Here is an 11,797-nt window from a genome sequence, read left to right on the forward strand (position 1 = left end):
CCGGAAAGTGCCGGTTTACGGGTTTTTTACCTATATGGAATTTATAAATTTCGGGGTCCCCGCAAAGTAATTGGAATAAGCTTCGAAGTAAGGCTCCACTTTGTGGGGTTATTTTCGTATGCTGTGGCTTCCTTATTTTGGCGGATTGCTTTCGTTTTTACGCCGAAGCTTCGCTTTGAGCATAAAGCCGAAGCCGATGAAAGCGACGGAGCCGATCGAGCAGAGCCAGACGGCCGCTATATTGCCGAAGCTGATTGCAGCCGCTATGCCTACCAGAAGAGCAGTGCCGATGACGGCGAACAATAGCGCGAGCGGACGGTTCATACAGAGTCACCCCGAGTTCTAGGATCGATTTCAAAAGTTTTATAAAATCGATGCATATTATTTGTTCTACGTAACATAATAAGCTTGCAAGCTTGCAAAATACATCAAAGACACAGTCGCAGATTTGAAAGGAGTGCACGTTATTATGGCAACTGGACAATCCCGCAGCAGCAACCAACTGGTAGTTCCTCAAGCAAACGCGGCTCTGAATCAATTGAAGTACGAAGTAGCTCAAGAATTGGGTATCCAAATTCCGCAAGACGGCTACATGGGTTATATGGCAACTCGCGACACCGGTGCGATCGGTGGTAACATCACCCGTCGTTTGGTGCAAATCGCCGAACAACAACTTTCGGGCGGAGCTCGATAACACCTCTTCTTTCGAATAAGCGTTTGAAAAAGCTCAAGGGACAAGCTCCCTTGAGCTTTACTAACGTTACAGAAAGTTTAAGTTCGCTAAAGTGATACAGCTGTGAAGCAATGCCTCGTTAAAGCGAACTGCGAGTTTCTGTACCAAGAAAAGCTACCTCTTACGCAGGGTCATTCATCGTGGAAAAGGCTTCGATTCGAAGCTTTTCTTATCGATAAGGAAAGTTTAACTTCGCTAAAGCGTTAAAGTGAAGTGAGACTTTCCTTACCAAGAATAAACTTCCGCTAAACCGCGGTCGCTCATCCTAGAAATACGACGATAGGCGTTTTTCTTTTTTTGCACGAAATGTCCTCAAAGCAGAGCCCCCGGGTCCGGGGGCTAGTAGGTGCTGATTTTCAATTTTTTCTCCACGCGTCCTTCGCTGAGCCAGCCGACATAGGAATCGATCGGCAAATATTGTTTATCCATCAGCACGACGGCGACGAACGGATATTGTTTGCGGTGGCGGTATCGTACATCCGTCCAACGGACTTCGTAGCCCCACCCGTGCTCCTTCACTTCCGCGCATGCGGTCGACGTGAAGTATAAGAACGCTTGCACGTCCGGATGGCTTTTCGAAGCGTCTACGGCCTGATGATCGTGGCAATGCGCCTTATCGACCCACCGCAGCTTGCCGTTGCGGAATTCTCCGAGCGTGTAGTCGTTCGGCGCCGTCCTTTTCACTACGTTCCACGTGTACAAATGGATGGTCGGTATCCATATATAGCGATGCCCCGGATCGTAATGCGGGTCCTGCAGCTTGATCCGGCGGCCGATTGCCGAATGCACGAGCGTGCGCCACGCGTAATAAATGGCGATGAAGCCGTAAAGCACCGGGAATATTTGGGCGGGCGAAGCCAAATGTACGGACCAGATGAAAATCGCGATCAAATGGCTCGAGAAGATGACCGGATCGAAAATGTGAATAATGTTCCACGAAATCCATTTCTCCGTGAAAGGCCGAAACGCCTGGGTCCCGTAAGTGTTGAACAAGTCGCTGAACACGTGAAATGCGACGGCTATAAATACCCACAGTGCAAGATGCGGTACGGAAACGCCACGAAACAAAACGGCTAGCACGAGCGTGATCAAGACGGTCCATATGGCTATGGCCGGCAAGCTATGCGACTTTCCGCGATGGTTCCGAATGTAAGACGCATTGCTGCGAAACCGTAAAAGCCCGTCCAAATCCGGCGCTTGGGAGCCGGCCACGGTGCCGATCAGTACGGCTGTCGCCAAGGCGGAATCCGAGGCAACGACGGGATCGACGTAAGCCAATCCGGCTAATCCGAGTCCGACTACAAGATGCGTGCCTGTATCCAAGTGTGTCTCCTCCTCATCGGTGTTCCTTGTTATCATAACACGATATCCGGTAAAATAAAAAAATCATTTCGAAGAAATTTCTCGGAAGTACGACCGCGGATCAGATGTAGATTTTTTTGGTAAAGAAAATCGTGTTAGCCATCAGATTAGGCTACCGAGATTTTCTTTAACGATAAAAAAATCATTTCGAAGAAATTTCAGGCGCTGCAAAGAAAGGTGAATCGAATGGGCATTGTTTTCGTCGAATATAAAGTGTTCCCGGAAAAACGGGAGGCATACTTACAATGGTTCAAAACGCTCACCATGGCCGAAACACGGCTGGAATTGTACGAAGGCTCCGATCAGCCCGATCTGTTCGTCGAGCTGTGGCGGGACTTCGGCCCGGACGAATACCGGGAATTCAAGAAATCGCGGCAGGAAAGTCCGGAATCGCCATGGGCGGAGCTTGCCGACTTCGTTCCGGGCGGTTCGGCCAAAGTCCATATTTGGTACTTCCAGCGGTCGGTGCGGTAGCAACGGCTCCGTATGTTTACGGGTATAGTATGGGAGCGGTTGTTGTCCGGTCACGGCTTTATTTGTTTCCGCACAAACCGAGCGCCGCTTTTTTGGAGAGTTTGGATCCATATATTGGAACCGGATTAGAAAATCCCCCAAGTCCCGCTATGATCGGATAGTCCATTATTTCCAGCATGTAAATCCATGGTTTCTCCCTCTGCGGTTATGTAAGCTTACACTTAGGATTCTTATCGCAACTGTTTGCCGCGAGCAAACCCAAGGGGGAGAAGGGATGGAGAGAAAGTCTATTATAGGGAAGCACATCAGACAGCACCGCTACTCCTACTTGTTCGGCTTTGCATTATTGTCCATTGCCAGCGTCCTGCAGCTCGTCATTCCAACGCTGCTCGGAGCGTTCACGGACAAATTGGAAATGTCGGAGCTGACTTACAAGGAGGCGCTGCAGTTCGCGCTATGGATGGTGCTGGCCGGTGTCGGGATCGCCATGTTCCGTTCTTCTTCGCGGATTTTTTTATTCCGGTTATCCAGACTGCTCGATATGCGCATACGCGACGAGCTGTTCAAGCATTGGGAAACGCTGTCCACCCATTATTTCAAAAACCGCCGGGTAGGCGATCTGATGTCCCACGCGATCAGCGACGTCAGCGTTATTCGCGAGGTTACCCAGAACGGGATATTCAACACGCTGGAAGCGGTCGTGCTGATATCGATTACTGTAGTGACGATGGTTACATCGGTCGATCCGCTGCTGACGTTTCTGACATTGCTGCCGCTGCCGCTGCTGAGCGTGCTGGCATACCGGTTCAAGCGGCGCATCCAGAAAGAATCGACGAACGTGCAGGAAGCGATCGGCGATTTGACGAGCCGGGTTCAGGAGTTCGTCGCGGGCATTCGTGTCGTCAAGTCGTTCCTGCAGGAGAAGGAGCAAATTCGTCTGTTCGGCGAAGACAACGGACATGCGGTCGCCATGAACCGCAAGCTGGTGAAATCGAACTCGCTGTTCGGGGCGCTCAGCTCCGCCGTCGTCGGCATCAGCTTCCTTGTCTCGGTCGTGCTTGGCGGCATCATGGTGCTGAATAACCGGATCACGCTAGGCGAATTCGTAGCGTTCAACTCATTCCTGTCGCTGCTGATGGGACCGATCGAGAACTTGGGCAAAGTCGTCAACACGATGCAGCGTGGCAAAGCTTCCGAAGACCGGCTGCTTGCCATACTGAATACCCGGCCGGACGTAGCCGACGATTCGAATGCCGATCCTTCCATTCAGTCGATCGGCGGGGAAATCGAAATTCGCGGGCTGTCGTTCTGCTACCCCGAATCCCATGAGCCCGCGCTGCGCGACATCTCGCTCAAGGTGCCGAAAGGGACGAGTCTTGCGATCGTCGGCAGAGTCGGGAGCGGGAAAAGCACGCTCGTCCATTTGCTCGTCAGACTGTACAACCCGCCGAAAGGAACCGTATTCATCGACGGGCGCGAAATAAGCGAAATTCCGCTGCAGGTGCTGCGCGGTCATATCGGGATCGTTCCGCAGGACCAATTCCTGTTCTCCACGACGATTCGCGACAACATCAGCTTCGACCCGAAGCCTTACCGCGACGAGGAAGTCGAGCAGGCGGCGAAGCTTGCGCAAGTATACGACAACATCGTGGAATTCCCGAACCAGTTCCAGACGGCGCTAGGCGAGCGGGGCATCTCGCTGTCCGGCGGCCAGCGTCAGCGCGTCAGCATCGCGAGGGCGATCATCAAGAAGCCTCGGATCCTCATCTTCGACGACAGCTTGTCCGCCGTCGATACGGAGACCGAGGACCGCATTCTGGAAGGGCTGGACACGATCATGGAAAATCGGACCACGATCATTATCGGACACCGCATCTCTTCCGTACAGTCGGCCGACCAAATCGTCGTGCTGGAGGAAGGGGAGCTTGTCGAGCGGGGAACCCATGAGTCGCTTCTGGCCCAAAACGGCATATACGCCGACATGTACCATAAGCAGCTTCTGGAAGAAGCGACGCGGCAGCAGGAGCGGGAATGGGAAGCGGAGAAGAAGGTCGCAACGGGAGGGAAAGCGGGATGAGCATACACGCGGAAAAAGCGGTCGTCGACATCAAGGACGGCCAACTGCTTAAGAAAATGCTCGCCTACGCGGTGCCTCATTGGAAAATGATCACGCTTTGCATCGGCCTTGCCTTTCTGATCGTCATGTCCGATCTGGCCCGCCCTTACTTGATGAAGATCGCGATCGACGATCACATCAACGGTCTGCACAAGCCGATGTATGCGGCGGAAGCGGGGAAGGCGGACCGGCTTCAGCCTTACGGCAAGCCGGTCATAATCGGCGATACCGCTTACGTGAGAATCGGCGCCGCGGAAGCAAGCGAGCCTGCGGCTATCCCCGATGCCGGACTGCGTAAAGCGCAAATCGTGGAAATCGGCGGCGCGCAGTTTTTGACCGAAGGCTGGCCCGATACGAAGGCTAAGCCGGAAGTGCGGCAGATCGGCGGTGCAACCGAGCTCGCAGTGGACGGACAAACTTATCCGGCCAAGGAGCTCGACGAAGATACGGTATCGAAGTTCCGTGAGCGCGATACCGGCGGATTATTGACGCTAGGGCTGTTTTTTCTCATTACGGTAGTCGGCGGTGCGATGCTGAACTACGTACAGACGAACCTGTTGCAATATACCGGACAGCACATCATTTACCGCATCCGCTCGCAGCTGTTCGAGCATTTGAGCCGGATGTCCGCCTCGTTCTTCGACCGCAACCCGGTCGGACGTCTCGTCGTCCGCGTCACGCAGGATACGGAGACGCTGAACCAGCTGTATTCGCAGGTCATCGTCAATTTGGTCAAAGACATTATCGTGCTGTTCGGCATACTGGTCATCATGATGCAGATGAGCCTGAAGCTCACCGCACTCATGATCGTAGTCATCCCGCTTCTGATCGGCATGACGATCTGGTACCGGATCGTCGTCCGCGAGGCGCAACGCACCGTGCGGCTGCTGCTGTCCCGGTTGAACTCGTTTCTGGCGGAAAATTTATCCGGCATCCGCATCACGCAGCTGTTCATCCGGGAAGAACGGCAGCTGGAGCAGTTCCGCCAGTTGAACGGGGAGCATTTCAAAGCCGGATTGCGCGGGGTTATCATCAACTCAATTTTCCAGCCTGCCGTAGGCTTTCTCGGCAATTTGGCGATTGCGCTGCTGATCTGGTACGGCGGAGGCTCCGTATTGGACGGAACGATTACGTTCGGTATCGTATACGCCTTTACTCATTACGTGCGTCAATTTTTCAACCCGCTCATGAGCTTGGCCGAGAAATACAACCAGATCCAGACGGCGATGGTCGGAGCGGAGCGGATCTTCGAGCTGCTGGACGAGAAGCCTTCCATCGTCGATGCGGAAGTGACGAAAGCAATGCCCAAGCAGGTGCGCGGCGAGATCGAATTCGAGCATGTATGGTTTGCTTATAATGAAGGCGAATGGGTGCTCCGCGACGTATCGTTCAAGATCGAGCCGGGGCAGACGATCGCCTTCGTCGGAGCGACAGGCGCGGGCAAAAGCTCGATCATTTCACTGATCAACCGGTTCTACGATATTCAGAAAGGGACAATCCGGCTTGACGGCATCGACATCCGCGATATTCCGCTCGAACAGCTTCGCCGGGCCGTCAGCGTCGTGCAGCAGGACGTATTCCTGTTCAACGGCGATATCGCCTCGAATATCCGGCTGAACGAATCCGGCATTACGGACGAGCAGGTGAGAGAAGCGGCGCGCATGGTGCATATGGAGTCGTTTATCCGCAAGCAGCCGCTAGGCTTCGCCACCCCGCTCGGGGAACGCGGCGTCAATTTGTCGCTCGGTCAGCGGCAGCTGCTGTCGTTCGCGCGCGCGATCGTGTTCCGTCCGCAAATATTGATCTTGGACGAGGCGACGTCGAATATCGACACGGAGACGGAATTGGTCGTGCAGGATGCGCTGAGGACGATCTCGAAAGACCGGACGACGTTGATCGTCGCCCACCGGCTGTCCACGATCCAGCATGCCGATCAAATTATCGTCATGCATAAAGGCAAAGTGCGCGAGACCGGGAACCATTACCAGCTGCTCGCGCAAAAAGGATATTATTACAAGCTGTTCGAGCTGCAGTACAAGGAACGGCGGCAGATGCCGGATGCGCGGTAATACCGCCCGTTCAAAAAAATCAAGAGACAGTCCCGGGAGTCGCGTTCCCGGGACTGTTTTGTTTGCGCGCGCCATATGCAGCTTTTTTTATTTTACAGATTCCGCTTGCCGGTGATAAGATTTACATAACTGACAAGAAGGAGCCGTAACCTATGCTGCAGAAGTGGAGTCTTCTGACCCGGCTGTTTGCGATCTATTCGCTCATTGTATTTCTGGTCATACCGCTTTCGTACGCAGTCTTGTACAATTATTACAAATCGGTCGCCTACCAGACGCTATCCCGGTCTTTTCATTGGGAAGCGACAACCTTGGCCGAGCGTCTGAGCAACGTAATCGCGTCGGCGGACAGTCTGGCCGCGAATGCGCTTTCCAATCCTTCGATCGAAAGCTGGATGAAGGAGACGCCCGACAACAATTCCAACAACAAGGTCATCAGCGTATTCAATAAGATGCGGATCGATCTGGATATCGATCCGGACAGCTTGAACCGCATATCGATCATGAAGGATACCGGTCTCTTCTTGACGTTCGGGGCGACTTCTTCCTACAACCGGGATCAGTTGAAGAAGAAGATTTCCGAGCTTGGCTGGTTCAATAAGCTGGAGAATAAGCCGCTCCTCGTTTTGCCCCCTCACCGGGACGACTGGGATTCGAAAGGCAAAATGATCGTATCCGTCATTCGCAGCGGAGTGCCCGGCACGGTGATCGAAATCCAAATTCCATACTCTTATATGGAAGCGGCGCTGTTCAAGGGCAAACTTACGGCCAACGGCAAGCAAGTGTTTCTTTATGACGAGAATGGTCAAATCATTTATCCGACTACCCCGCAGCAGCTTCCGTCGGGCGGGGACGTAACCGCGGAAAGCGCGATCGCCCATGCGGGCTGGCGGGTCGCCGTGACCCAGCCGATGGATTTGATGCTCAAGTCCGTTCGCGAAACCGGATATTGGATGGCGGCGATAGCCGGAGGGTTGTCGCTCGCCTCGCTGATCATCGTCTACTTCTTTACGTCCAGAACGACCAAGCCGCTCGTTCAGCTGAGCCATGCGATGGCGCAAGTGCCCGGGGATGCGCGCGCGAACGAGGAGCTGAAGAAGCTGCTCGCCACGATGGACACCCGTGAATCCCACAATGAAATCGTTCATCTGTACCACGCGTTCAGGAGCATGCTGGAGAGGATGGAGGAATCGAAGCGGTACGCGGTAGAGGCGCATTCCCGCGAGCTGCAGGCCCAGTTCGTCGCCCTGCAGGCGCAGATGAACCCCCATTTCCTGTACAATACGTTGACTCTGATCGGCATGCTCGGCATGGAGGACGGCAACGACGAGATTATGAAGATTACGAGCGAGCTTGTGCAGATGCTCCGTTATATTACGTACGACAGCCGGGAGCTCGTCACGCTAAAGGAAGAGGTCGACCATTCGCTCAATTATCTCGATATTATGAAGACGCGTTACCGGGATCATCTGATCATCGATGTCCATGTCGAAGGCGATTTAACGGCCGTTCGCGTTCCGAAGCTGTCGGTCCAGCCCTTCTTGGAAAATTGCGTCAAGCACGGCTTCGCCGGAAAAAAATACCCGTGGCGCATCGAGCTTCGCGTATCGGTCGCGGACAACGGCTGGAGCGTTCATATTCAGGACGACGGGGAAGGATTCAGCCCCGACTATTTGCAGCAATTCGCGGCAAACCGGGCCAAATTGGGGCGGATCAACCTGTATTCGGAAGGCGGGAGCATGGGCATGGTCAATACGTACACCCGATTGTTCCACACGTTCGGCCATAAGCTGCAGTTCACGCTATCCAACAATGAGGCCGGTGGTGCGTCCGTTTCCTTAGGCCTGGAGACAGGGGAAAACGCCGATGTTGAAAATATTGCTGGTTGACGACGAAGTGGCGATCTGCAAAGGGATGAAAAAGCTCATCATGAAGGCGGACGGTGAGTGCTCCGTCGTGGAGGAAGCCTATGACGGAGTTGAGGCTCTCGATATCATGAAGGAGTTCGATCCGGACATATTGCTCACGGATATGAGAATGCCGAGGATGGACGGCTTGCAGCTGCTGCGCGAGGCGAAGAAGCGGAAGCCGGATTTATTGACGGCCGTACTGAGCGCTTATTCGGATTATGAATACATTCGTGAAGCGATGCTGATGAACGCGTCGGATTATTTGCTCAAGCCGGCGACGGGCAATGATTTGCAGGATTTGCTGCAAAGGCTGAAGCTGAGGCATAGGCAGCTCATGACGGGCAAGGAGCGGGAAGCTCTGGAGCTGCTGCTGAGGGGAGTGCCCGCGGACAACTGCCCTTCCACTCTGCAATATTCCCGATATGCTCTGCTTCTCGTATGTGTCGGACCTTATATTAACGGGGTTACCGATATGTATCCCGGAGACGGACTATGGCAGTCCCCGCTGTTCGCCGATTGCTCGGAACGATTCAAGGAGCGGGACATCCGCGAGTGGATTTTGAATGGGGAACGGCCGAATGAACAGCTGATTCTGCTTGCGGCGGACGATCCGGATGCGGAATCGCGCATGCGGGCTTGCTTGGACGATCTGCTGGACCATATGAAGAGCCGGAAAAAGCCGGTGACGATCGTGGCCGCATCCGGTGTGGCGCTGCATCAGTTGTACGCCACGAGCAAGCGGTTGCGGAGGGAGCTGCTGAACTCTCTCGTATTCGGTAAGTCGCATATGCTGCATTTGAAGGAGATCACATTAAGGAAGCCGGATGCCAAGCGGAGGTTCGCCAAGGAAACGGTGAAGGTGATGGAGGTTATCGAGCAGAAACGGTATGAGCTGTTCGCTGATGAGCTGAATGCCCTGCTGTCGAGTTGGGAAAGCGGCGGAGCGACCCAACACGTCATCCAGCAAACGTTGTTCCGCATCCTGGCCGAGCTTGGAGATCCCGGCTTGGAGCGGCAGATCGATCTGGAAATGCTCGTCTCCCACTCGCTTAGCTATGCCGAGCTGAAGCACAACATTTCTTTATTGTTCCACGATTTGTTCGAATCTCCGGATTTGGCCGTCAAATCGGAGCAAGTGGATACGATCGTCGGACAGGTGGAGCAATATTTGAAGAAACATTTCCGCGAATCGATCACGCTGCAAAGCTTGTCGCAGGAGTTCGGGCTTGTACCCAATTATTTAAGCGTGCTGTTCAAGCGGGAAATCGGGGTTACGCCTCTGGAATATTTGCTGGAGTTCAGGATCAAAGAAGCGAAGCGGATCATGGACGAGCGGCCGCATCTGCTGCTGAAGCAGGTGGCAAGCGAGGTCGGCTATCAGGACCAGCTGTACTTCAGCCGTGTATTCAAGAAGCAGACCGGACAGTCGCCTTCCGAATATGCCCATTCCCGCGGGCGATAATCGAACAGGTTCCTTGGAAATTCCGCAGCCGCGGCAGGCTGCGGAATTTTCTCTTTTTTAACCCGGCAACATGAAATCGTCCATATACAACTGCGATTTGTCTATTTTCGCTTCATTCATCGCTCGATATGATAATACTGAAAACGTTATCAACAACGAGCGCGGTCATCTTACCATATGGAGCGTGTAACGAAATGTACCGACTTTATGACAAGTGCAGAGGTGCTCTGATCCGGGTGTTTCACTACTGCAAAGACAAAGACTTTATTTACCTCATTCCGTTCGTGCTGCTGTCGCTCAAGGTGAGGCTGCAATATTTTTATTTCTTGAAATCGCCGGGACAAAGCTTCCCCGAGGCCGCCGACTCCACTTGGTATTTGGAATACGCCCGTGCGCTGATCGCGGGTAAACGGATCGGCACGAGTATGGACGATCTGATGTACATGGGGTATAATTTCCTGCTTGCCCTGCTTATCGCCATATTCGAGAATCCGATTACGATCATCTTCATCCAAGCGGTAACGGCCGGTCTGTCCGTTATTCTCGTCTTCAAAATCGCCCGCATGCTGTTCAACCGAACGACTGCGATTATCGCCTCCTATTTTTACTGCTATCATACTTGGGGCATCACGCTGTGGTCGATGTACGTTTTATCCGACAGCTTCTTCATCAGCTTGCTGCTGCTGACCGTGTATTTGCTGCTGAAATCGATGGAGTCCGCCAAGAAGCTGTACAAAATACTGTTTGTCGCCTCATCGTTGTACTTGTTCGTATTCAAACCTACCGGTATCGTGGCGGTATTCTTTATTCTGGTATACGTCTTGATAAACGTTCCGAAACAATCGCTGGTCGGCTTCATCGTCAAGTACAGGGTGGCGCTCGTCTCCGTCGCGGCTGCCGTTTCCGTCGCCGGTCTGCTTCTCTTGCTCGGAGGCAAGCTGGATCCTCTCGTATCGTCGATGCAGTTCAATATCAAGAAGGTGCTGTATAATATTTATGCCAAGGGCTGGATTTATGACATGCCTTCGCCGCACGACCACCCGTTCAAGGCGGATTACAACATCAATATCATGAACAGCCTGACGATCAGCTTTATCGTCAACAACTGGGACCATATTTCCGTTCTATACGCCAAAAGAATGGTCGCCTTCCTCGGAAGGTGGGTATGGACGACGGATCTGTCGAGCACCGGCGGCATAGTCGCCTTTGCCAAGAATATGATCCCGACCTTCCTGTTTCTTACGGGAACCGTCGTCGCCATCGTCAGCGGGGTGTTCCGGAGAACGGCCGTCGTATGGCTGCTCGTGCTCGCCGTGTTTATGTTCTGCATCGTTTTCTTCATAGACGGAATGTACAGGTACAGGACGCCCAGCATCCCGTTTACTGTAATCATTGTCGCATACGGGGCGGAAAGAATCATTCATTTCGCCATTGTCTTGGTCAAAGCGGCATATATCCGGCTGCCGGCTCTGCTCCGTAAAAGGGACGACCGGACGTCCTACAGCTCGGGAGTTTGATGGCTAACAGCATACGTAACAAAAAAAGCGGAGCCCGGGGCCAATGTCATTAAGTTAAGCTCAAAGACAAGACCGGGAATAAAAATGGAATTGGAAACGGCATGGGAAAAAGCCCTGTGCCGTTTGTTTTTTTGGTGCCAGCAAGGAAAAAGCGTAC

Annotated in this window: 9 protein-coding genes; 7 read left to right on the forward strand and 2 right to left on the reverse strand. The window is 53.3% G+C overall.

Going from position 1 to position 11,797, the window contains the following annotated elements; genetic code table 11:
* Positions 1-132 precede the first annotated feature (132 nt).
* Positions 133-324: a DUF5325 family protein gene (locus FE783_RS26355; protein ID WP_138882353.1), complete on the reverse strand. Its 192-nt coding sequence runs from the start codon at positions 322-324 to the stop codon at positions 133-135.
* 145 nt (positions 325-469) lie between these two features.
* Between FE783_RS26355 and FE783_RS26360 the strand changes: the two genes are divergently transcribed.
* Entirely contained in the window at positions 470-694 is a 225-nt protein-coding gene (locus tag FE783_RS26360) for an alpha/beta-type small acid-soluble spore protein (protein WP_138882354.1), read from the forward strand.
* 378 nt (positions 695-1,072) lie between these two features.
* Here the strand turns inward: FE783_RS26360 and FE783_RS26365 are convergent, their stop codons facing one another.
* Complete coding sequence (locus FE783_RS26365; RefSeq protein ID WP_138882355.1) at positions 1,073-2,056, reverse strand: metal-dependent hydrolase; 984 nt, start codon at positions 2,054-2,056, stop codon at positions 1,073-1,075.
* Between the two features lie 225 nt (positions 2,057-2,281).
* Between FE783_RS26365 and FE783_RS26370 the strand changes: the two genes are divergently transcribed.
* From FE783_RS26370 to FE783_RS26395, 6 genes are all read left to right on the forward strand, one after another.
* A complete protein-coding gene (locus tag FE783_RS26370; RefSeq protein WP_138882356.1) occupies positions 2,282-2,569 on the forward strand; it encodes a hypothetical protein in 288 nt (95 codons plus the stop codon).
* Positions 2,570-2,843: 274 nt separating this feature from the next.
* Positions 2,844-4,646 carry an ABC transporter ATP-binding protein gene (locus FE783_RS26375; protein ID WP_138882357.1) on the forward strand — a complete coding sequence of 601 codons (1,803 nt, stop codon included), beginning with the start codon at positions 2,844-2,846 and terminating at the stop codon, positions 4,644-4,646.
* Positions 4,643-6,754 (forward strand): ABC transporter ATP-binding protein, encoded by a 2,112-nt coding sequence (locus FE783_RS26380; protein WP_138882358.1) that lies wholly within the window; start codon positions 4,643-4,645, stop codon positions 6,752-6,754. Before FE783_RS26375 ends, FE783_RS26380 begins: the two co-directional genes overlap by 4 nt.
* Before the next feature lie 152 nt (positions 6,755-6,906).
* Positions 6,907-8,640 (forward strand): cache domain-containing sensor histidine kinase, encoded by a 1,734-nt coding sequence (locus tag FE783_RS26385; RefSeq protein ID WP_138882359.1) that lies wholly within the window; start codon positions 6,907-6,909, stop codon positions 8,638-8,640.
* Positions 8,618-10,123 (forward strand): response regulator, encoded by a 1,506-nt coding sequence (locus FE783_RS26390; protein WP_138882360.1) that lies wholly within the window; start codon positions 8,618-8,620, stop codon positions 10,121-10,123. The genes FE783_RS26385 and FE783_RS26390 overlap by 23 nt, the downstream gene beginning before the upstream one ends.
* Positions 10,124-10,317: 194 nt before the next feature.
* The gene (locus FE783_RS26395; protein ID WP_158302038.1) at positions 10,318-11,640 is read left to right on the forward strand and encodes a glycosyltransferase family 39 protein; all 1,323 of its coding nucleotides are present in this window, start codon (positions 10,318-10,320) and stop codon (positions 11,638-11,640) included.
* The last annotated feature ends 157 nt before the right edge of the window (positions 11,641-11,797 follow it).

The sequence above is a fragment of the Paenibacillus mesophilus genome (assembly GCF_005938385.1).
Taxonomy (GTDB): domain Bacteria; phylum Bacillota; class Bacilli; order Paenibacillales; family NBRC-103111; genus Paenibacillus_AB; species Paenibacillus_AB mesophilus.